The sequence below is a fragment of the Mycobacterium lacus genome (assembly GCF_010731535.1).
Classification (GTDB): Bacteria; Actinomycetota; Actinomycetes; order Mycobacteriales; family Mycobacteriaceae; genus Mycobacterium; species Mycobacterium lacus.
This window is the reverse complement of record NZ_AP022581.1, coordinates 263,050-283,629: the sequence shown is the minus strand read 5'-3', so window position 1 is coordinate 283,629 and position 20,580 is coordinate 263,050. Positions and strand designations below refer to the sequence as shown.

The following is a 20,580-nucleotide window of genomic DNA, read 5'->3' as shown; positions in this document are numbered from 1 at the left end:
CGGTGTTGACGCTCAAGGCCGCTGGGCTGCTCGACGTCGACGCCGGTGAGATCGTCCGGCCCGGGGTGCTGCGGGTGGACGGCGACCGGATCGCCGGCATAGGCGGCTCGCCGGACGGCGACATCGTCGATCTCGGCGAGGCGATCCTGCTGCCCGGGCTGATGGACATGGAGGTCAACCTCCTGATGGGCGGGCGCGGGGAGAAACCCGGGCTGTCCCAGGTCACCGACGACCCGCCGACGCGGGTGTTGCGTGCGGTCGGCAATGCGCGCCGGACGCTGCGCGCCGGGTTCACCACCGTGCGCAACCTCGGTCTGTTCGTCAAGACCGGTGGGTATCTGCTCGATGTCGCGCTGGGCAGGGCGATTGACGTCGGCTGGATCGACGGGCCGCGGGTGGTGCCGGCCGGGCACGCGATCACGCCCACCGGTGGGCATCTGGACCCGACGATGTTCGCCGCCTTCGCGCCGCACGTGCTGGATCTGACGGTAGAGGAAGGCATCGCCAACGGAGTCGACGAGATCCGCAAGGCGGTGCGCTACCAGATCAAGCACGGCGCGGAGCTGATCAAGGTGTGCTGCTCGGGCGGGGTGATGTCGCTGACGGGTCCGCCTGGCGCGCAGCACTATTCGGACGAGGAGCTGCGCGCGATCGTCGACGAGGCGCACCGGCGGGGGCTGCGCGTGGCCGCGCACACACACGGCGCCGATGCGGTCAGGCATGCGGTCGCGGCCGGTATCGACTGCATCGAGCACGGCTTCCTGATCGACGACGCCGCGATCGCGACGATGGTCGAGCATGGCACCTTCCTGGTCACCACCCGGCGGCTGGCCGACGGCGATGCCATGGACGTCTCGCACGCCCCGCCCGAACTACGGGCCAAGGCCGCCGAGATGTTCCCGATGGCGCGCACATCGATACTGGCGGCCTACGAAGCCGGCGTGAAGATCGCGGTCGGCACCGACGCGCCCGCGATCCCGCACGGCCAAAACGCCGACGAGCTTGTCACCCTTGTCGATTGGGGCCTGCCGCCGTCGGCGGTGTTGCGGGCGGCCACATTGACCGCCGCCGAGCTCATCAACGCCACCGACCGCGGCCGGCTGGCACCGGGCCAGCTCGCCGATATCATCGCGGTCCCGGGAAACCCGTTGGAAGACATCGCCGTTACCCGCAGCGTCAGCTTCGTCATGAAAGGCGGCAAGGTCTATGCCAACAACCAGAACTGACGACTTGGTCGAGATCCAGCAGCTGCTCGCGCGCTACGCGGTCACCATCACCCAAGGGGACATCGACGGACTGCTGGACGTCTTCACGCCCGACGGAACCTACAGCGCGTTCGGCGACACGTACCGGTTGGACCGGTTTCCCGAGTTGGTGGCCGCCGCCCCAAAGGGCTTGTTTCTCACCGGGACCGCGGCAGTGGAGCTCGACGGCGATTCGGCCAGCGGGACGCAGCCGTTGTGCTTCATCGAACACGCAACTCACGACATGCGGATCGGGTATTACCGCGACACCTACTCCCGCACCCCCGACGGATGGCGGCTGAAGACCCGTGCCATGACGTTCATTCGCCGCAGCGGCGTGCACGACTCCGGGCGCCCACACACCGTCGGCCGTCCGGCCCCGTGAACATCGCGCAGTTCCGGGCGGATCTGCGCGCGTGGCTCGACGACCACGATCTCACACCCGGATCCGATCGCTCGCTGCAAGGCCAGATGCGGCAACTCGCCCGCGTCCACCGGGCCCTGTATGACGCCGACTGGATGCGGTACGGCTGGCCCGTCGAGGTCGGCGGATTGGGTGGGGCTGCGGTGCTTCGCTCGATCGTCGGCGAGGAGGTGGTGGGCCGCCGTCTCGCCGAACCCGGCCCGTATTCGATGGTCGAGGTGCTGGCACCCACGATGATCGATTACGCCCCTGCGGAACTCGCCGCGGAAATGGTGCCGCGACTGCTGTCCGGCCGCGAGCGGTGGTGTCAAGGCTTTTCCGAACCGGGCTCCGGTAGCGACCTGGCGTCACTGACCACCCGCGCCACACCCCGGGGAGAGGACTGGATCGTCAACGGTCAGAAGGTCTGGACGAGCTTCGCGCAGTTCTCCACCCGGTGCGTCCTGCTCACCCGCACCGGGGCATGACGGACTCACCGCCTTCTTCGTCGACTTGGACTCACCGGGCATCACGATTCGGCCGCTGCGGACCATGCACGGGGTCGACGAATTCTGTGAGGTGTACTACGACGATGTGGTTATTCCGGCGAGCCGGATGCTGGGCCGGCCGGGCGACGGCTGGCGGCTCGCGATGGACCTGCTGCCCTACGAACGCTCCACCTGCTTGTGGCAGCGCATCGCCTACCTTTACTCGCGATTCGACGCACTCATCGCCGAAGCGCAGGATCTCGACGAATCCGCCTTGGGCGCAGCCTATCTCGCGTTGCACACGGTGCGCTGCCGGTCACGAGCCACCCAGCACCGGTTTTCCGACGGAGAGCGGCTCGGGCCGGAGACCTCGATCGACAAGGTGCTGCTGGCCACCGCCGAGCAACGGCTCTACGACACCGTCCGCGACCTGCTGCCGGGGGCGCTCGAACTCGAAGACCCACCGTGGCGCTCGGAGTACCTCTACTCGCGCGCGGCGACCATCTACGGCGGTACCGCCGAGATTCAGCGCAATATCATCGCGCGCCGGCTGCTCGACCTCGGGAGGGAGTGAGGCGTGGACCCTGAGGCGCAGCGCATGCTGGCCGTCGCAGTGCGAACGACGATGATCGCCGCATCGGGCGCCAAGCTCGACGCGGCATTGGCCGACCTCGGCTGGCTCGACATGCTCGCTGAAATCCCGGACATCGCAATTCCGTTGGTGTTCCGGCTGCTTGGCGAGACCGGCGCGCATGCGCCCATCCTCAACGACGTCGTGCTGCGGGCGGCCGGGCGTGCGGGCGGCGGTGCCTTGCCACTGCCGTTTGCGGGCGGCTCGTGGGTGGTCTGGGAACGCGCCGGTGAGCCCGCGTCGGCGCTTGACCCCGAACTCCCGATACACCGTGTGCCAGCAGGCGATCCGGTGCCGTTCGCTGCCGGAAGGCGCGCTTTGGGCTGGTGGCTGGTCGGCACCGGCCGCGCGATGCTGTCACTGGCACGCCAGCACGCCCTGGACCGTGTTCAGTTCGGCCGACCGATCGCATCGTTCCAGGCAGTCCGGCACCGGTTGGCCGAAACGCTCGTCGCCATCGAAGGCGCCGAGGCGACGCTGCGACAAACCGACGAATCCGATGAATTCGCTTGTCTGCTGGCCAAGGCCGCCGCCGGCCAGGCGGCGCTGACCACCGCGCGTCACTGCCAGCAGGTGCTCGGTGGCATCGGCTTCACCGCCGAACACCGGTTGCATCATCACGTCAAGCGGGTCTTGATCCTGGACGGACTACTGGGCAGCGCGCGCGAACTGACGCGCGAGGCGGGAGCCACCGTGGTTGCCAACGGATCTGCGCCGCGGCTGGCGAATCTCTAGCTGGCCATCGGCGCAGTGAGTCAGCCCACTGTGAATTCAGCGACGCGACACGCCCCCGACGAACCGTCGCCAGATTCACACTCGCGCAAGCATCCTCTTCCCCGCGGTCCGCCCGGGCCGGCGCCGCGGAGCCCAACAGCCGCACCTCCGCCGAACTCCTCGTGGCGTAACTCTTCGCAATCGGCTTCCATACGGGCATATAAGAGAATACTATTCTCGTCATGGGAAAGCTACGATCTCCAACACGTCGTCCGTAAGGGGGGCGAACGCAGCAATGCCACGACGTTCTCCGGTACAGTCAAATCATGTTCTCCCCTCGCGGCAATCGACCGGGCCGTCGATGACCAACCCCAGCGAAGAGCCGGCCTGGAAGCAGCGCGCCGTCGAACGCTCCATCAAAACCGCGAAACTGCGGGCGGCACAGCGCGTTCAACGCTTCCTGGATGCGGCACAGGCGATCATCATCGAAAAGGGCAGCACGGACTTTACCGTCCAGGAGGTCGTGGACCGGTCACGCCAGTCGCTGCGAAGCTTCTACCTGCAATTCGACGGCAAGCATGAGCTCCTGCTCGCGCTGTTCGAAGACGCGCTGAGCCGATCGGCCGACCAGATCCGCGCCGCCACGGAAAGCCACTCCGATCCGCTGGAACGGCTGAAGGTCGCCGTCGAGCTGTTGTATGAGGCCTCACGGCCGGACCCGACGGCCAAGCGGCCGCTGTTCACCGACTTTGCGCCGCGGCTGCTGGTCACGCACCCGGCCGAGGTCAAGGTCGCCCACGCGCCCCTGCTGGCGTTGCTCACCGAATTGATGGAAGCCGCCGGTGACGCCGGCGAGCTGCGCGCCGGTATCAACCCCAAGCGGGTGGCCGCCATGACGATGCAGACGGTCATGTTCATCGCGCAGTCCAGCGGCGCCCCCGACGACGCGACAATCCATCCCATCACCGCCGACGAGGTGTGGGACTTCTGCTCACGCGGATTCGCGCGCGCGAGCGGCTGAGAACCGCTTGTGACCGGAGCGAATATCGCCCGTGGCTGCATTGGTGAGAACAGTATTCTCGATATTTGCAAACACAAATTGGCTAAAACGGATTCGGCGTTGACACTCGTTGGTGGGTGATGACAGAGTTCAGATGCGACACGATTCGCGCTCGCCGGGGGAACGGGGTGAGCGCGGTTCCGGCGAGAGGCGACCACCGTTGACAATCCGCGCGGCCAGCGACGTCCACTTCGATCCGTATGACGTGGAACTCAACGCCGACCCCTACCCGATGTTCCGGCGGCTCCGCGAGGAGGCGCCGCTGTACTACAACGAGCAGCACGACTTCTACGCGCTGAGCCGGTTTGCCGACGTCGACCACGCGATCGTCGATCACCAGACCTTCAGCTCGGCCCGCGGCGCGATACTCGAGGTCATCCGCGCGGATATCGAGATGCCGCCGGGCGTGCTCATCTTCGAAGATCCGCCGATCCACGACGTCCATCGCAAGCTGTTGTCTCGCATGTTCACACCGCGCAAGATCAACGACCTGCAACCCAAGATCCGCGAATTCTGTGCTCGGAGTTTGGATCCGCTGGTCGGCAGCGACCGGTTCGACTTCGTCGCCGACCTTGGCGCGCCGATGCCGATGCGGGTGATCGGCATGCTGCTGGGTGTGCCCGAGGAAGACCAAGAAGCCGCGCGCGATCTCGCCAACGCGCAGATGCGCACCGAGGCCGGTAAGCCGATGGCCATCGCGCAGGGCATGGCCAGTGGCGAGTTCTTTGGCCAATACATCGACTGGCGCACCGAACATCCCTCCGACGACATCATGACCGAACTGCTCAACGTCGAGTTCGAGGACGAGACGGGAACCGTTCGCCGGCTCACCCGCGACGAACTCCTCACCTACGTCAGCGTCGTGTCCGGGGCCGGCAACGAGACCACCACCCGACTCATCGGCTGGGCCGGCAAGCTGTTGGCCGAGCATCCCGACCAGCGTCGCAAGCTGGTCGAGGACCCGTCGTTGATCGCGCAGGCCGTCGAGGAACTGCTGCGCTACGAGCCGCCCGCGCCGCACGTGGCGCGCTATGTCACCCGTGATGTCGAGTACTACGGCCAGCGGGTGCCCGCGGGCAGCGTGATGATGATGCTCATCGGGGCGGCGAACCACGATCATCGCCAATTCCCGCCGGACGGCGACGTTTTCGACATCTTCCGCGAGGCGCACCAGCATCTGACGTTCAGTGTCGGCACCCACTACTGCCTCGGCTCGGCGCTGGCCCGCCTCGAGGGGCGGATCGCGCTCGAGGAGATCCTCAAGCGTTTCCCCGACTGGGACGTCGACCTTGCCGAGGCCAAGCTTTCCCCGACATCCACCGTGCGCGGCTGGGAGACGATGCCGGCCGTTGTGAGCTGAGGAGTTGAGTTATTCATGACGGGACGCGTAGATGGCAAGGTCGCCTTTATCACCGGGGCGGCGCGCGGTCAGGGCCGCAGCCACGCGGTGCGGTTGGCGCAGGAGGGCGCCGACATCATCGCCATCGACGTCTGTAAGCCGATCGTCGAGAACACCACCATCCCGGCGTCGACGCCCGAGGATCTGGCGCGGACCGCCGATCTCGTCAAGGGCCATAACCGCAGGATCTTCACGGCCGAGGTCGACGTGCGCGATTACGACGCGCTGAAAGCCGCGGTGGATACCGGTGTCGAGCAGTTGGGCCGGCTGGACATCATCGTGGCCAACGCCGGCATCGGCAACGGCGGCGACACCTTGGACAAGACCACCGAACACGACTGGCAGGAAATGATCGACGTAAACCTGTCAGGTGTGTGGAAGACCGTGAAAGCCGGTGTGCCACACCTGATCACGACCGGCAACGGCGGTTCGGCCATCTTGACCAGCTCGGTCGGTGGGCTGAAGGCCTACCCCCACTGCGGTAGCTACGTCGCGGCCAAACACGGCGTGGTGGGCATCATGCGCTCCTTCGCGGTCGAGTTGGGGAAGCACATGATTCGGGTCAACTCCGTGCACCCCACCCATGTCAGCACCCCGATGATCATGAACGAGGGGACCTGGAAGCTGTTCCGCCCGGATCTAAAGAATCCCGGTCCCGACGACATGGCCGCGATCTGTCAGATGTTCCACACGCTGCCGATTCCGTGGGTCGAAGCCAAGGACATCAGCAATGCCGTGCTGTTCCTGGCCTCCGACGAATCCCGGTACATCACCGGGGTAACCCTCCCCGTCGACGCGGGTGGCTGCCTGAAATAGGGTTCCGTCCCATGGACGGATTCGAGGGCCGGGGGGCGGTGATTACCGGCGGCGCGAGCGGCATCGGTTTGGCCACCGCCACCGAATTCGCCCGCCGCGGAGCCAAAGTCGTGCTTGCCGACATCGACGAGCCCGGGCTGGAACAGGCCGTCGCCGGGCTACGTTCCGAGGGGCTCGAGGCCCACGGCGTGATGTGCGACGTTCGCCATCTGGACGAGGTCCGTCACCTCGCGGACGAGGCTTTCCGCCTGCTGGGCCGCATCGACGTCGTATTCAGCAACGCCGGCATTGTCGTGGCGGGTCCTCTTGTGGAAATGACGCACGACGACTGGCGATGGGTGATCGATATCGACCTGTGGGGCTCGATCCACGCCGTCGAAGCGTTCTTGCCGAGGCTGCTGGAACGGGGCGGCCACATCGCTTTTACCGCGTCCTTCGCCGGGCTCGTGCCCAATGCCGGACTCGGCGCATACGGCGTTGCCAAGTATGGCGTCGTCGGCCTCGCGGAAACCCTGGCCCGCGAGGTCAAGGACCGCGGGGTCGGGGTCTCGGTGCTGTGTCCGATGGTCGTTGAAACCAAACTGCTCGCCAACTCGGAACGAATCCGCGGAACCGATCACGGACCGTCGGTCGGGCCGCTCCCCGCGCAGGACGCCGGCCTGGGCGTCGACGACGTGGCACGCCTGACAGCCGACGCGATTTTGGCTAACCACCTGTATGTGCTGCCGCACGCTGCCGCCCGCGCGTCGATCCGCCGCAGGTTCGAGCGCATTGACCGCACGTTCGACGACCAGGCCGCCGAGGGCTGGCGGTACTGACCCGACTTTTAGGTGAGACTCGGCGCGCTAGAGGTTACCGGCGCTAGTTCATGTCTACTAGGTAGACCACTAAATATGTCTACACCAACGACCATGATCAGGGGCCTGGGCGGCCAGCCGGTCGCGACTCTGAGCCGGAACCCCGCCAGCGCGGGGTCTCCATCGCCGCTCTACTCACGGAGCTGGCCACCCGTGCCGAACAGGAGGCGATCTTCCGCGCCCGAACGTGAGGCCACCCGCGCCGAGGCGGCGCTGTCAGCCGTCCGCGACGAGAACCGCGACTGGGACACCACAATTGGCGACGGCCTTGGCTGAACCGCAACGCGGCGAACTCTGGCTCGTCGCCCTCGGCGCCGCCCGCGCCGGCGAACCCGGCAAACACCGCCCTGCGGTCGTCGTCTCCGTCGACGACATCCTCGCCGGCATCGGTGACGAACTCATCGTCGTGGTACCTGCGCCTAGCTCACTCGCCCACAACGCGTTGCGGCCATGCATCTCAGCCGCCGAAGGCGTCGAAACCGAAAGTGTCGCCGTCTGCCGCGGGATCCGCGCCATCGCCCGCACCCACCTACGCAAGCGACTCGGCACCCTGACCCCCGACACGATGCGGCAAATCGAACGCGCCCTCGCGCTGATTCTGGGCATCCAAATCGCTCGAGCCAAAATGCGTTCTGCCTCGCCAGAGTTAACCCGGGACCGACCGCATCGCGTCAGGATGGAAGTGTGCAAATCAGAATTGTGGGAACGCAGCTGCCGGGGCGCGAATGCGGACCGGGGCGTGACTTTCCCGGTTACTCCAACATCCACGTCGCAGTGCAACGGAGGGACCGGCGAGAGGAGTTGTTGGATCCGCATGCGGGCGACGCGGCGACGGCGGTGTGGACCCTTGATTGTGTGCTCAACGACGGGGATGTGCGTGGGCCCTATATTCAGGGCCCACCAGGTGGGCGGTTCATCTACTTGAGTTGGGGCAGCGTCGATGATGCCGGCCGCTTCACGATGTTTCGGCGCGCAAAGCTCATGCTTGCCGACGTGCCGGTCGACGTGCTGGATTCCGCGGCGGCGTCTGGGCTGTTGGTTGGCAGCCTGGGTCTCACCGACGCGAAGGGTCATCCGTTGTGCGCGCGGGTACGGCCTCCGCTGATCAGCTGGACGGCAGGGTAGCCGGGGCAGTTGCCGCCGGGGTCATGGCGCGTCTGCGTCGAGAAGCCGGTTGCCAATCGGCCGCAGGTGCGGGTACGCATCCGCCACCGGCAGCACCGTCCCATCGGGGTGGGCGGCGAGCCAACCGTGGGCGGCCGCGGCGGTCGCGAAGAAACGGCCGGGGTCGCATGTGGTGGCGCGCACCCTGGCGATGTCCATCTCCTGGGGGCCGGGAATCGAGATCACCGCCGTCACCGGCGACACATCACTCACTCCGGCGTGCGGGTCGACGGTTAGCCTGATGACGGTACCTGTTGTCGGACAGCGTGATTCGATTTGCGCCGGACTTTCCAGGATCGCCGGGAACAGCAGGGTGTCGGCCGCGCACCACGTGTAGAGACGCCGCCCGTTGACGATGTAGGCGTGCGCGGTTGGATTGAGGGTCAGGCCCCATCCGATGATGCGGTGCTGGTCGTCGTATTCGATGTCGTGGCCCGCGGGCGTCGTGGTGAGGTCGCCGACCTCGACACCGGCGGCGGTTGCGAGTTGGCTCATCGTGATTGGTTCACCGTCGGCGAGTAGCCGCACCGCGGCGCGCATCAGCTTCCTGCCGGCCTGGTGGTGCGGGCCAAGCAGGGTGTCGGCGGCGGCGCGGCGATCGGCGGTCATGGTCTGGTCTCCTGCCGGCGGGTGTGATCCGGTCGATGGGCGCGCAGCGCGCCGCGGACCCGTTGGAGTGTGGGCAGGTCAAGTCGGCACGCGTCGCCGATTCCGGCTACGGCTTCGGGCCGCATCACGTCAATTCCGTTGATGAGCACCGTCGGTGACGGATACCGGCCGACCTTCTCGATGATCCTTGCGGCGACGCCCAGTTCGGCCACACAGTCGACAACCATCTGCTTGACAGCGCTGGCGTGGGGGCATCCGGGCGCGGTGAGCAGTTCAACACGCATGCGGCTCACGCTGTGGCCCCGGATGAGGCTGCGGTGGCGGCGATTTCGATCTCGCGTAGGATCGGGCAGTCACGCTCGCCGCGAGGCTGATCACAGGTGTCGACCAGCCGCGTTAGTGCATCACGCATGCCGGCCAGCTGGGCGATACGCTGCTGCAGGTCCGCGATGCGGGCCATCGCCATGACCTTGGCTTCCTGACAGGACGCCGGACCACCCTCGGCCAAGTGCAGTAGCTCCTCGATGTCGTTGAGCGTGAATCCCAGTTGCTGGGCGCGCTTGACGAAACGAACCACCCGGACCGCCTCGGCGGTATAGGCGCGATAACCCGAGCCGGTCCGCTGCGGTTCGGGCAGCAGGCCGCGGCGCTCGTAATACCGCAACGTTTGGGTGTTGACCTGCGCCTGCGCGGCGACCTCACTGGTTCTCACCCCACCAGCATGAAGCCTGTACCCAACTACCGAGTCAAGCGGGCACGGTCCGCCTCGCTTGCTAGCTCGGCCCCAGCCGGTATTCCCCCGTCCGCGGGTCCTGATACCAACCGCCGGCGCCGTGGGTTCCGCCGTCGACGTGGATCGTCTGCCCGGTGCGGTAGCTGGCCCGCACGACGCGCTGGGCGCACAGCAGGATATGGCGCAGGTCGGCGCGGTACAGCGCGTCCGAGCCGCAATGCGGCATCGACCTGGGTGCTGTCGCGGACGTCAGTCACTATCGCCAGGTTTACCTCCCGCGAGCAGACGCAGAATCGCACGGCGCGAGCCGCGCGCGTGCGATTCTGCGTCTGCTCGCGGCCAAAGTCACGCCTGCGTGCGGCCGATGACGCCGTCGGCTTCCAGCTCGGCGATCTGCGAATCGGTCAAGCCCAGCTCGGCCAGCACCTCGTAATTGTGTTGCCCCAGCAGCGGTGCGGGCTGGGTGTGGAACCGGCGGGGCCCGCCGGACAACCTCATCGGCAGGGTGCTCAGCCTAGCCGGGCCGGTCACCGGATGATCGACAACCTCGAAGAAGCCCCGAGACGCCAGCTGATCCAGCTCCACCTGCCGATGCGGCTGCATCACCTTGGCCACCGGCACACCGGCATCCCAGAGGGTGGCGACGATGTCGTCGCCGCTGCGCCGCCGGCACCATGCGGCCAACTGCCCGTCGATCAGGTCCTCGTGCTGTCGCCGGCCCGCCGCGGCGGCAAGCTTCGGATCCGTTGCCCAGGAGGGCGATCCGAGCGCCTCGCACAACCGCCGCCACTGCTCGTCGGATGCCACCGCGACGGCGACCCAGCTGTCGAGGCGACCGAATTCGTCGATATCAGCGGTGCGGTAGAGATTTTGCGGCGCCGCGGTTGGTCCGCGGTTGCCGGCACGTTGCAGCAACGTGCCGTATGCCGAGTGCTCGACGCTCTGCTCGGCGGCGACGTTGAGCGCCGCATCCACCATCGCCGCCTCCACCAGCACGCCCTCGCCGGTGCGGCGGCGGTGCTCCAGCGCCAGCAACAGGGCGTTGAGCGCATGCACGCCCGCGCACGCGTCACCGACCGAATACGGTTCGTAGGGAAGGCGATCGGGATAGCCGGTCAGCCAGGTCACGCCCGACGCGGCCTCGATGACGTAGGCGAATGCCGGGTGGTCACGCCACGGCCCGTCCAGTCCGAACCCGGGCATGCGCAGCATGACCGTGTCGGGCCGAATCGCCTGCACCGCCGCGAAATCCAGGCCGATCTGGTCGAGCACCCGCGGTGTGAAGTTCTCCGCGACGACGTCGCACGTGGCGACGAGCCGGCGCAGCAACGCCCGCCCGAGTGGGCTTTGCAGGTCCAGCGTCAGGCCCTTCTTGTTGGTGTTCAGCGCCGCGAAGATCGGCGACTTCTCCCACCACCGGTCTTCGGTGATCGGGATGCCCGCGATCAGCCGGGTACCGTCCGGACGGCGGGTGGCTTCCACGTGGATGACCTCGGCTCCGAGCAAAGCCAAAAAGTGGGTGCACCCCGGGCCCGCCCAGAACGTCGTCATGTCCAGCACCCGCAGCCCACTGAGCGGCAGCGGTTTTGCCGGATCGGCCAGCAGCACCGCCGGCCGGGGAGCCCCACCGAAAGCGCGGTAACGCGCGGTGTGCTCGCCCAGCCGTGGCGCCGGCCCCGGCCGCCGCAGCCGTGCGGGGCGCAGTCGGTAGGGATGGGCCGGCTGCTGGAATCCGTCGCGCGGATTGCACACGAACGAACCGCGTTCCCGGAAGTGATCCAGCGACGCGATGTTGGCGCCGTTGGCAACCGGAGCGTTGGGGATGCGAAATGCCGTCGCGACTTCCCGGATCTCATCGACCGAGTGGCGCGCGACCCACGCATAGATCTCGTCAGCGTGGACGCTGGCCTGCTCGGTGATCGACAGCGGCGATTCCTCGTCGATCCACTCCGGGTGGCCCACCATCGCGCACAGGTCGAACCACTGTTGTGCGGTCCCGCAGCCGAGGTCCACAAGCCCGTCGCTGGCGCGCGCCACACCCGGGACGGTGAGACGCCGGCCGTCCCGCCACGGCCGCCCGAGCATGTCGAAGTAGGTCACGGGATAATAAGTCAGACAAAGGATCTGGACTTCCAACATGGACAGATCGACCAGTTCGCCTGCGCTGCGCCGCCGACAGCGCGACGCCAGGGTGGCGACGCTCGCGTAGGCTCCGGCCAGATACTCTCCGACCTGCCCGCCGACGAACACCGGCGCCCGGTCCGGCTCACCACGTCCGAGCCCGACGATTCCGCCCGACCATGCCTGCAGCGTGAACTCGGTCGCGGCGCGGTCGCGCCAGGGACCCTCCAGCCCGAAGGGGGTGATCGAGGTGACGATGAGGTGAGGATGGGAACGAAGGAGCGCCGCGGGTGTAAAGCTCGGGTGCTCAGCGGCTTTCGAACCGGCGGACCACACCACCGCGTCCGCGGCCGCCAGCAAACCGTTGGCCAATTCGATGTCGTCGTCGACCGCGGGGTCGACGACGACGCTGTGCTTGCCACCCGCGAGAAAGCCGAACAACGCGCCGTCGCTGCCGGGTTCGATGGTGGCACCCGAGGCCGACCACCGGCGCAGCGGATCACCTTCCGGCGGTTCGACTTTGATAACGTCGGCACCCCCGTCGGCCAGCAACTTGGTGCAATAGGCGCCCGCTATACCGGTGGACAGGTCGACCACCGTAAGGCCGGCCAGTGGCGGGTCCACTAGCGCTGTCGCTTCCGGTTGGCCTTCTTGTCGCCGCGCCCGCTCTTGCTCAGCCGCCATTCCGGCGGGAACTTGTCGTCGTTGTCCTTGACCGCGTCGCCCAGACCCTGCTCGATGGCGCCGTCGAGCATGAGGTCGTTGCTATCCGGCCGGATGGTGGCCCCCATCGACTCAAAGAAACCGCTGAGCACGCTGCCCATGTACTCGCCCTGGAACTGCTTGAAGATTTCGAAGAAGACCTTCTGCATGAACACCGTGTCGGTGGGGCGATTGCGCGCGCAGGCCAGCGCATACTTCTGCACCTCCGCTTCGAGTTGGTCGCGGGGAACCACGCTGTTGAGGAAGTTGCAGTCGTACATCTCCGCGGCGGTGAAGGCACGCCCGGTGAACACCATTTCCTGAAACTTGCGGATGCCCATGGTCTGTGCCCACCACCACATTCGCGGCCCCCACCCGTAGTAGCGGAATGACGGGTGGCCGAACAGCGCGTCGTCGCTGGCGATCACCAAGTCCGCGTCGGCCGCCTGGTAGAAATGCCAACCGTAGCAGTAACCCTTGACCTCGACGATGCTGATCTTCTTGAAATCCTGCAGACCGCGGATCCCGGAGTTCGGGTTGGCATACCACTGGCTGACGGTGCCGCCATGACGGAACGAGCCCTCGGGGGGATATCTGACTTCGTCGGCGCCGACACGGAACTCGGCGAGCAGCGCGCCTTGATCCGCCGAATCCTGCGCCCGCATGAATTCCTCGAGATCCGCACCCGAACCCAGGTCGTCACCGGCCCCGCGGACGACCAGCACCTTGACCTCGTCGTCGATGCTGGCGCGGTGCAACAGGTCGGCGTAACGCAGCCGGGCGGCGGTCGTCGGCGCGTTGAGATGGCCCGGCCGGTCGAACGTGATGGTCGCTATGCGGGTCTTGGTGTCCTTGTGGTACCGGACGATCTTCGTCGCCGGAGGGTCCGATTTGGCGGCCATCGCTATGCGCACCAGAACGGGCTGGACGTCAGCACCTCGGAACCGCCGTCGGTGATCAGGACCGCCTCGCGTCCAAACACCGCCCCGATTCCCGATTCCCATACGTAACCCGTCACGGCCAGAACCATGCCCGGCTCCAATCGCTCTTCGCCCACGGTCGCGGGCAGGTGCTGCGAGACGACGGGCGGGTCGAAGCCCATGCCCAGACCGCGGGCCACCGGCATCGGCGGCGCCGGCTCCCCCGCGTGCCGGTACGCGGCCAGCAACTCGGCGGCCTGGGCGCCGGGTCGGCATGCGGCTATCAGCCTGTCCCACAAGCTGTCCCAGCGCCCATAGAGGCTCATGGCACCAATGGCGCCACTGGCGAGATCCGCGGGCCAGGTCCGGCCCACCTCACCGATGTAGCCGCCGGCGAGCACCCCGGCGGAAAGGGCCACCAAATCACCGGCCCGCACCCGGCCATCCCCGTTGACCCGCCGCCACGGATGATCGCGCGACGTCACCCACGCAACATCCTGATTCGACGGGGTGCTCACCCCGCCGGCCGCCAAGGCCTCCAGCAAGACACCGGCCAGCGTCTGTTCGCTGACGCCGGGCCGCAGCTCGGAAACCGCGGCGGCCAAGCCCGATTCGGCCACTGCGATCGCTTCCCGCAACGCGACCACCTCCTCATCCGTCTTGATGCGCCGGGCGGCCCGCATGGCCAGCTCCCCGTCGACCAACTCGGCATTGGGAAACGCCTTGGGCATTAGGTCGGCGAAAACCGGTGACAGCGCGTCGGTTCCGACCCGCTTGGCGGTGGCCGCACCCTCGATACGTTGCAGCACCGAGATGGTGTTCGCCGGATTCCACGAGATTCCGTACAGGTTCTCGTGCGGGATATCGTCGGGAACGCCTTCGTCCCAAGTGCTCAGCAAGTGAACGACGCCGGTCGCGCGGACCAGCACACAGGCCGGCCCGAACGGCCGGGTCCCGGCGATCCACAGCTGCGGAGTGCCGGAGACATAACGGACGTTGGCCTGGCGACCCAGGACCAGGACGTCAAGGTCGTGCGCCGCCATCTGCCGCAGCGCCCGTTGCCGGCGCCCCAATCGCAGAGCGCGATCGTCGGGCAGGACCTCAGTTGCCATAGGGGTCATATGGGTAGTCGGTCAATCGCGTCCAGCCTTCCTCGGTGATCACAAAGACCTCCTCGCTGCGGTAGCCGCCGGTGCCGTCTTCCCACACCACCGGCTCGAGGACCAACACCATCCCCGGTCGCAGGACGAATTGCTCGTCGAACTCGTCGCCGAGATCGGTTCCGATCATCGGCATTTCGGCGGCGTTTACCCCGATGCCGTGGCCCAGGTAGAAGTGGGGCAGCCAGGGCCGGCTGCCGCCGTTGGCCGCGATTGCGGCCCGGCCCAAGTCGGCGGCGGTGGCCCCGGCCCGGGTCACGTCCAGCACCGCGGTCATGATCCCCTGCCACCGGTCGAACTGGGCCTGCTGGCGCGGCGCCGGATCGCGGCCGACGATCCAGGTCCGCCCGAAGTCCGAGCAGTACCCGCGGTAGGTGATGCTCACGTCGGTCCACAGCACGTCGCCTTCGGCGAGTTCGCGCTCGGTGGTCAGCAGCGGCAGGGCCAGGTCCCCGTGGGTTGTCCACACGCCCTCGGCCCGGCTCGGCGGCATCACCTGCCAGATCGGCTCCAACATGGCAGCGGTGGCCCCCAATTCGAAGGCCCGGCGCACGAAGCGCGCCGACAGGTCGATCTGCCGGATACCGGGGGCCAGCGCCTTGTGGACTTCGACCATCGCCTCGTCGGTGATCCGGATGGCCGTGCGCAGGCAGGCCAATTCGTCGGCGGTCTTGATCACCTTCGCCGCGCCGACAATGGCGGCCGCGTCGGCGGGAGGAGCGCCGGGGAACAGCAGCCGCTTAGCGCGCGACATGGCGCCGGTGCACTCGTCGACCGCGACCACTGCCCCTGCCGGGAGAAGGTCTGCCAGCAGGCGCGCGAAATCCTGTACCCCTTCGTCGAATTCGAGATAGACCGGGCCGTGCAGGTGGTCGGCCGGCAGCTCCGACTCCAGCGAGGCGCCCTCCCGAAACGGCCGAAACAGATGTGGCCATTCGTCATCGGCGAGCACCACGGCCACCGGCCGCTCGACGTAGGACAGCCCGGCGTCGCCCAGCGGCCAACTGGTGCCGGTCGCGTAGACCACGGCGTTGTTGCCCAGCAGGATCATCGCGTCGACGCCTTGTCCGGCCATCGCCGCACGCAGCCGGGTGCCGGTCTCGCGGCGCATGCGCGCCAGGTCAGGCGTTTGGGGAATCACCAACGTTGTCACAATCCAAGGAATTCCGTGATGTTGCCGCTGACGATCCGCGCCGCGTCCGCCGGCCCCACCGCATCGACCACCGCCGCCAGCGACCTCTCGGAATAACCGTAGGTGCTTTCGTTGTGCGGATAGTCCGACGACCACATGACCCTGTCGACCCCGATCCGGTCGATCAACTCCAGGCCCAGCGGATCGACCATGAACGACGCGCTCATGTGCTTGTCCCAGTAGTAGCGCACGTCGTGCTCGAGCGGTCGGTTGAACATGTGCCGATACGACGCCACCAGGTGCTCGGCGTCCTGCAGCGCCCACGGAACCCAGGAGATCCCGCCCTCGAACCAGCCGATGCGCAGCCCCGGGTGCCGGTCGAGGATGCCGCCAAAGATGTACTTGGAGAACGTCTCCCGGAATCCGTCGATGTTGATCATCATGCCGACGACGACGCTGTTGAACTCGCACGGGCTCTTCGGCGGGGTCTCGCCGATATGGTGCGCGAGGGGAACACCGGAGGCCTCGATCTCCTCCCAAACCGCGCTCATGGCCGTGCCCGCGTAGTCGATGGGGTTGCCGTCGTCGTCCTTGCCCGGGTTCAGCGGCATCAGAAACGTCTTGAGCCCCAGCGACTTCAGCTCGTCCAGCGTTCGCCTCGTGCCCTGCGGATCCCACCAGTTGATCAGCCCGGCACCGTAGAAGTGCCCACCCGAGCGCTCTTGCAGGTCCGCGATGTACTCGTTGTAGACGCGGAAGGCGAGTTCGCGAAGCTTCTTGTCCGGGTAGTGGAAGAGGGCCAGGATCGCGTTGGGGAAGGCCAGTTCTTTGTCGACGCCGTCGTCGTGCAACTCCTGGATCCGGGCCTCGATGTTGCTGCTCGCGGCGCCGGGCAGATCGTCGTACTGCATCAGCACCGCACTGAAATCGCCCGGCAGGAACGACTGTCCCTTGCGCCCCACTTGATAGGCGCCTTCCTCGTACCAGATCCGCGGCGCCTTGTCCTTGAGATCGTCCGGGAAGCGCTCGTAGAAGATGTCGTCGGCCAGGGAAATGTGGTTGTCCGCCGAGAAAACCACGGTCCCTTCCGGCAGGCCCAGCTCGACGCCGCCGGCATGCCCTCGGCGATCCTTCGGCGCGCCAAAGCCTTCGGGCGGGTAGAGCGAGACGGTGCCGGTCGACGTAGCCACGGTTGCCCCTCCATTCGGATCGGCAGTTTCGAGAGTGTTCACCAGGTCACCGGCAGCTCGTAGACGCCGTAGGCCAGCCGGTCATGTTTGAACGGGATGTCGCTGACTCCGACCGCCAGCGCCAGCGTGGGCACCCGGCGCAACAGCGTGCGGTAGACGATCTGCAATTCGGCACGGGCCAACTGCTGGCCCACGCACTGATGCCGGCCGTAGCCGAAGGCGACGTTGCGGTCGGCCCCCGAGCGGTGCAGGTACAACCGATCCGGCTCCGCGAAGGCGAGCGCATCCCAGTTCGCCAGGGCCAGATCGATGATGATGCCTTCGCCGGCGCGGATGCGCTCCCCGGCGATCTCGATGTCCTCGAGAGCGACGCGCCGCTGGCCGTTCTGGATGATGCTGAGGTAGCGCAGCAGTTCCTCGACCGCATTGGCGACAATCCTGGGGTCGTCGGCATCGCGGACAACGGCCGCCTGGTCCGGATTTTCCAGCAGGACAAGCACACCGAGGCCGATCATGTTCGCGGTGGTCTCATGCCCGGCGATCAGCAGGCCGGTCCCTAACTGCGCGGCCTCCTTCACGCTGAGCTCGCCGGCGTTGACCCGTTCGGCCAGATCGGAAACCGCGTCTTCTCCGGGAGTGTCCATCTTGGCCTCGACCAGCGCAGCCAAGTATTTGTGCAGGCTCATGGCGCCATTGACGGTGTCCTGACCGGTCGCAAAGCGCGCGAGCCCGACGTTGGCGTGGCGCTGGAACATCTCGGCGTCCTCGTAAGGAACCCCGAGCAGCTGGCTGATCACCAGCGACGGCACCGGCAGGGCCAGTTTTTCGACGAGGTCGGCCGGCCGCGGCCCGGCCAGCATCGCATCGATGTGGTCGTCGGTGATCTGCTGGATGGTCGAACGCAGGCCTTCCACCCGCCTAAAGGTGAACGGCTTCGACAGCATCCGGCGGAACCGGGTGTGCTCCTCGCCGTCGGAGGTGAAGACGGATCGCGGACGGCTGTGCACGGTCGACAACATGCCCGCGTTCCAGTGCGGGAAGCCGGGGAGCCGATCGTCGACGCTGACGCGGGAGTCGGAGAACAGCTCCCGGCATTGCTCGTAGCCAGTGACGAGCCAGGGCGTGCTGCCGTCCCAGATGCGGACCCTACTGAGCGGCTTGCGTTCGGCAAGCGCCATCACGTCCGGAGGCGGGGCGAAGGGGCAGCCGGGCCGCCTGGCCATCGGGTACTCAGGGATGTCGCTCGTCGTAGTTGCCAGTGCGTCGGACACGGTCATTCCTCGATGCGGATTGCCAGAGCCGGGCACGCAGCGGCCGCCCGGCGGGCAGCCTCGGCTTGCTCGGCGGGGGGGTTCGCGTCGCGCAGGACGACGACGCCGTCCTCGTCGCGCTGGTCGAAAACCCCGGGAGCAGTCCTGACGCAATTTCCCGATGAGGCGCAAATACCTTGGTCGACAAACACTTTCATCCATGGTCTCTTCACTCGTACGGGGTCACGGGCGCCAGCCACAGGCCGACAATCGCGTCGATGAGGCCGGATGCCGCAGCCCGCCATGACGATTGGTGCGTTGACGTGCCCGCGGCGAGCGCACGTTCCCGATCCGCGCAGGTGTGCATCAACAGGTTGCGCGCCATGATGTTGCGCTCGTAGCGCACCTCGGCCGGCAGGTCGGGCAGGCAGCGGTCGATGCCGTCAACAACCTGAACGAGCGATGGCGAACTGAGTGCGCCCTTGACGATGATGTGGTAGTAGGCGGGATCGGTCATCGCCTGGGCGGCGAAGCGGGCGTACCACGTGGGGTTGCCAAGCGCCTCGAGATGATCGGTGAGCGGGCGCACCAGGCATGCCACCCAGTCCCGCATGTGGGCGGACTCGTCGAGCTGAGCCACCATTTGCTCGCGCAGCCGTTCCACCGGTCCCCGATGCTTCTCCTCGATCGCGCGCACCAGGTCGGCCTTGGTGCCGAAGTGATAGCCCACCGCGGCGTTGTTGCCTTGGCCGGCGGCCTCGCTGACCTGCCTGTTGGACACTGCGAACACACCGTGCTCGGCGAACAACCGCTCGGCCGCCGCCAGGATCGCCTCTTGGGTGGAGCTGGCCCGCTCGCTGCGCACGGCCCGGCCCACTGTGGTCATGCCGCTAGTCAACCGCTAGCCCCGGATTAAGTCAAGCGCTTGCTTTAATTCGAAGAACCGAGCGTTGGGACGGGCGCTCGGGCTGGGGGTCCGTGGTTCAGAGCCCGTTGCGGTGAAGGGCGTCGGTGACGATGCGTTTGGGTTGGGTGAGGTCTCCGGCGGCGTTGATTTCGTCGAATGTGAGAAGTTGGGTGTTCAGGCACCTGCGCGGCCGGTGAGCATCGCCGAACGTGAACACAGCGCGAAAGGCGGGGACTTCGCCGCCAGTTCACGTTCGGTGCGAACGAATCGCCTTGCCCGCGACCGTCCCCCCGTCCACCGGCAGCACGGTCCCGGTGACGTATCGCGATCGCTCGCTGGCGAAATACAGTGCCGCCTCGGCGATGTCCCCGGGTGTGCCCTCACGCTTCAGGGGCCGGTCGGCCCGCATCGTCTCGCGGATCGCCGCCTCATACCGCTCGATTTCCTCTGGATCCATGTTCGCCGCCGACGACGCCAACAGCGGCGTGCGGATGTTACCCGGCGCGATGGCGTTCACCCGAATCTCATAATGCGCCAACTCAATTGCCGCACACTTGGTGAAATGGATCACCGCCGCCTTTGACGCGCGGTAGGCCATCACGCCGGCGCCGGCCTGGATACCGCCGATCGAGGTGATGTTGATGATCGATCCCCCGCCGCTATCTGCCATGTGCCGAGCGGCATCTCGGGTACCCGCCATCACGCCCAGGACGTTGACCGCCATGACGCGGTCGAAGTCGGCCAGATCATCGTCGAGGAATCGGCGGTGCATGGTTCCGGCAACACCGGCGTTGTTCACCATGACGTGCAGACCGCCGAACCTCGCGACAGCCGTCGCGACTAGCGCACCAACCTGGTCGGGGTCGGAGACGTCGGTCCGGCGGAAGAGAGCCCCGGGGCCCAGCGAGTCCGCCAGGTCGGCACCGAGGTCTTCTTGGACATCGGCGATGACGACCCGCGCGCCCTCAGCCGCAAACCGCTCCACCGTGCCGCGACCGATGCCCGAGGCACCGCCGGTGACGATGACGACCTTGCCGGCTAGTTCGTTGACCATACGACGAGTTAATTCGCGCTGCGAGG

At 67.0% G+C, this 20,580-nt stretch carries 20 protein-coding genes and 3 pseudogenes; 10 read left to right on the top strand and 13 right to left on the bottom strand.

Annotated elements, in window-relative coordinates; genetic code table 11:
* The first annotated feature begins 2 nt into the window (after positions 1–2).
* The 10 genes and pseudogenes from G6N24_RS01360 (at position 3) to G6N24_RS01315 (ending at position 8,737) form a co-directional block, all read left to right on the top strand.
* The gene (locus tag G6N24_RS01360) at positions 3–1,226 is read left to right on the top strand and encodes a metal-dependent hydrolase family protein (RefSeq protein ID WP_085155988.1); all 1,224 of its coding nucleotides are present in this window, start codon (positions 3–5) and stop codon (positions 1,224–1,226) included.
* The gene (locus tag G6N24_RS01355; RefSeq protein ID WP_085155991.1) at positions 1,207–1,629 is read left to right on the top strand and encodes a nuclear transport factor 2 family protein; all 423 of its coding nucleotides are present in this window, start codon (positions 1,207–1,209) and stop codon (positions 1,627–1,629) included. The genes G6N24_RS01360 and G6N24_RS01355 overlap by 20 nt, the downstream gene beginning before the upstream one ends.
* Positions 1,626–2,709, top strand: a pseudogene (locus G6N24_RS01350) (acyl-CoA dehydrogenase family protein). The gene G6N24_RS01355 and the pseudogene G6N24_RS01350 overlap by 4 nt, the downstream one beginning before the upstream one ends.
* Before the next feature lie 24 nt (positions 2,710–2,733).
* Positions 2,734–3,501: an acyl-CoA dehydrogenase family protein gene (locus tag G6N24_RS01345; RefSeq protein ID WP_085156064.1), complete on the top strand. Its 768-nt coding sequence runs from the start codon at positions 2,734–2,736 to the stop codon at positions 3,499–3,501.
* 340 nt (positions 3,502–3,841) lie between these two features.
* Positions 3,842–4,501, top strand: coding sequence for a TetR/AcrR family transcriptional regulator (locus G6N24_RS01340; RefSeq protein ID WP_085155994.1), 660 nt, complete (start codon positions 3,842–3,844; stop codon positions 4,499–4,501).
* Between the two features lie 199 nt (positions 4,502–4,700).
* Positions 4,701–5,900 (top strand): cytochrome P450, encoded by a 1,200-nt coding sequence (locus G6N24_RS01335; protein WP_085156067.1) that lies wholly within the window; start codon positions 4,701–4,703, stop codon positions 5,898–5,900.
* Between the two features lie 15 nt (positions 5,901–5,915).
* A complete protein-coding gene (locus G6N24_RS01330) occupies positions 5,916–6,755 on the top strand; it encodes a mycofactocin-coupled SDR family oxidoreductase (RefSeq protein ID WP_085155997.1) in 840 nt (279 codons plus the stop codon).
* Between the two features lie 11 nt (positions 6,756–6,766).
* Entirely contained in the window at positions 6,767–7,573 is an 807-nt protein-coding gene (locus tag G6N24_RS01325; protein WP_085156000.1) for an SDR family NAD(P)-dependent oxidoreductase, read from the top strand.
* A 226-nt stretch (positions 7,574–7,799) separates the two neighbouring features.
* Positions 7,800–8,153, top strand: a pseudogene (locus G6N24_RS01320) (type II toxin-antitoxin system PemK/MazF family toxin); the annotation flags it as partial.
* A gap of 143 nt (positions 8,154–8,296) precedes the next feature.
* Positions 8,297–8,737: a DUF5990 family protein gene (locus tag G6N24_RS01315; protein ID WP_085156003.1), complete on the top strand. Its 441-nt coding sequence runs from the start codon at positions 8,297–8,299 to the stop codon at positions 8,735–8,737.
* Positions 8,738–8,758: 21 nt separating this feature from the next.
* On the opposite strand, the gene merB is transcribed toward G6N24_RS01315, so the two are convergent.
* The 13 genes and pseudogenes from merB to G6N24_RS01250 all read right to left on the bottom strand — a co-directional run bounded on the left by merB (position 8,759) and on the right by G6N24_RS01250 (position 20,554).
* Positions 8,759–9,385 (bottom strand): organomercurial lyase MerB, encoded by a 627-nt coding sequence (merB, locus tag G6N24_RS01310; RefSeq protein WP_085156006.1) that lies wholly within the window; start codon positions 9,383–9,385, stop codon positions 8,759–8,761.
* Positions 9,382–9,669 carry a thioredoxin domain-containing protein gene (locus G6N24_RS01305; protein WP_085156070.1) on the bottom strand — a complete coding sequence of 96 codons (288 nt, stop codon included), beginning with the start codon at positions 9,667–9,669 and terminating at the stop codon, positions 9,382–9,384. Before G6N24_RS01305 ends, merB begins: the two co-directional genes overlap by 4 nt.
* A gap of 5 nt (positions 9,670–9,674) precedes the next feature.
* Positions 9,675–10,097, bottom strand: a complete 423-nt coding sequence (locus G6N24_RS01300; RefSeq protein ID WP_085156011.1) for a MerR family transcriptional regulator — start codon at positions 10,095–10,097, stop codon at positions 9,675–9,677.
* Positions 10,098–10,158: 61 nt separating this feature from the next.
* Positions 10,159–10,266, bottom strand: a pseudogene (locus tag G6N24_RS01295) (oxidoreductase); the annotation flags it as partial.
* Positions 10,267–10,463: 197 nt separating this feature from the next.
* Positions 10,464–12,923 (bottom strand): CaiB/BaiF CoA-transferase family protein, encoded by a 2,460-nt coding sequence (locus G6N24_RS01290; RefSeq protein ID WP_085156017.1) that lies wholly within the window; start codon positions 12,921–12,923, stop codon positions 10,464–10,466.
* Positions 12,863–13,843 (bottom strand): enoyl-CoA hydratase/isomerase family protein, encoded by a 981-nt coding sequence (locus G6N24_RS01285; protein WP_085156020.1) that lies wholly within the window; start codon positions 13,841–13,843, stop codon positions 12,863–12,865. Before G6N24_RS01285 ends, G6N24_RS01290 begins: the two co-directional genes overlap by 61 nt.
* A gap of 2 nt (positions 13,844–13,845) precedes the next feature.
* Positions 13,846–14,973 (bottom strand): M24 family metallopeptidase, encoded by a 1,128-nt coding sequence (locus G6N24_RS01280; RefSeq protein WP_085156023.1) that lies wholly within the window; start codon positions 14,971–14,973, stop codon positions 13,846–13,848.
* Positions 14,963–16,132, bottom strand: a complete 1,170-nt coding sequence (locus tag G6N24_RS01275; RefSeq protein WP_085156073.1) for a M24 family metallopeptidase — start codon at positions 16,130–16,132, stop codon at positions 14,963–14,965. The genes G6N24_RS01280 and G6N24_RS01275 overlap by 11 nt, the downstream gene beginning before the upstream one ends.
* A gap of 38 nt (positions 16,133–16,170) precedes the next feature.
* Complete coding sequence (locus G6N24_RS01270; protein ID WP_179963486.1) at positions 16,171–17,232, bottom strand: amidohydrolase family protein; 1,062 nt, start codon at positions 17,230–17,232, stop codon at positions 16,171–16,173.
* 149 nt (positions 17,233–17,381) lie between these two features.
* Positions 17,382–18,614 carry a cytochrome P450 gene (locus G6N24_RS01265; protein WP_085156079.1) on the bottom strand — a complete coding sequence of 411 codons (1,233 nt, stop codon included), beginning with the start codon at positions 18,612–18,614 and terminating at the stop codon, positions 17,382–17,384.
* A 2-nt stretch (positions 18,615–18,616) separates the two neighbouring features.
* The gene (locus G6N24_RS01260; RefSeq protein ID WP_085156083.1) at positions 18,617–18,811 is read right to left on the bottom strand and encodes a ferredoxin; all 195 of its coding nucleotides are present in this window, start codon (positions 18,809–18,811) and stop codon (positions 18,617–18,619) included.
* An 11-nt stretch (positions 18,812–18,822) separates the two neighbouring features.
* The gene (locus G6N24_RS01255; RefSeq protein WP_085156026.1) at positions 18,823–19,479 is read right to left on the bottom strand and encodes a TetR/AcrR family transcriptional regulator; all 657 of its coding nucleotides are present in this window, start codon (positions 19,477–19,479) and stop codon (positions 18,823–18,825) included.
* Positions 19,480–19,747: 268 nt separating this feature from the next.
* Positions 19,748–20,554: an SDR family NAD(P)-dependent oxidoreductase gene (locus G6N24_RS01250; RefSeq protein ID WP_085156029.1), complete on the bottom strand. Its 807-nt coding sequence runs from the start codon at positions 20,552–20,554 to the stop codon at positions 19,748–19,750.
* Positions 20,555–20,580 lie beyond the last annotated feature (26 nt).

What these genes read in the sequence shown, in the direction of transcription:
- G6N24_RS01285 (WP_085156020.1), bottom strand. Translation starts at nt 13,843, where the DNA reads ATGGCCGCCAAATCGGACCCTCCGGCGACGAAGATCGTCCGGTACCAC.
- G6N24_RS01260 (WP_085156083.1), bottom strand. Translation starts at nt 18,811, where the DNA reads ATGAAAGTGTTTGTCGACCAAGGTATTTGCGCCTCATCGGGAAATTGC.
- G6N24_RS01345 (WP_085156064.1), top strand. Translation starts at nt 2,734, where the DNA reads ATGCTGGCCGTCGCAGTGCGAACGACGATGATCGCCGCATCGGGCGCC.
- G6N24_RS01250 (WP_085156029.1), bottom strand. Translation starts at nt 20,554, where the DNA reads ATGGTCAACGAACTAGCCGGCAAGGTCGTCATCGTCACCGGCGGTGCC.
- G6N24_RS01255 (WP_085156026.1), bottom strand. Translation starts at nt 19,479, where the DNA reads ATGACCACAGTGGGCCGGGCCGTGCGCAGCGAGCGGGCCAGCTCCACC.
- merB (WP_085156006.1), bottom strand. Translation starts at nt 9,385, where the DNA reads ATGACCGCCGATCGCCGCGCCGCCGCCGACACCCTGCTTGGCCCGCAC.
- G6N24_RS01275 (WP_085156073.1), bottom strand. Translation starts at nt 16,132, where the DNA reads ATGCGCCGCGAGACCGGCACCCGGCTGCGTGCGGCGATGGCCGGACAA.
- G6N24_RS01325 (WP_085156000.1), top strand. Translation starts at nt 6,767, where the DNA reads ATGGACGGATTCGAGGGCCGGGGGGCGGTGATTACCGGCGGCGCGAGC.
- G6N24_RS01340 (WP_085155994.1), top strand. Translation starts at nt 3,842, where the DNA reads ATGACCAACCCCAGCGAAGAGCCGGCCTGGAAGCAGCGCGCCGTCGAA.
- G6N24_RS01330 (WP_085155997.1), top strand. Translation starts at nt 5,916, where the DNA reads ATGACGGGACGCGTAGATGGCAAGGTCGCCTTTATCACCGGGGCGGCG.
- G6N24_RS01290 (WP_085156017.1), bottom strand. Translation starts at nt 12,923, where the DNA reads ATGGCGGCTGAGCAAGAGCGGGCGCGGCGACAAGAAGGCCAACCGGAA.
- G6N24_RS01355 (WP_085155991.1), top strand. Translation starts at nt 1,207, where the DNA reads ATGCCAACAACCAGAACTGACGACTTGGTCGAGATCCAGCAGCTGCTC.
- G6N24_RS01305 (WP_085156070.1), bottom strand. Translation starts at nt 9,669, where the DNA reads ATGCGTGTTGAACTGCTCACCGCGCCCGGATGCCCCCACGCCAGCGCT.
- G6N24_RS01280 (WP_085156023.1), bottom strand. Translation starts at nt 14,973, where the DNA reads ATGGCAACTGAGGTCCTGCCCGACGATCGCGCTCTGCGATTGGGGCGC.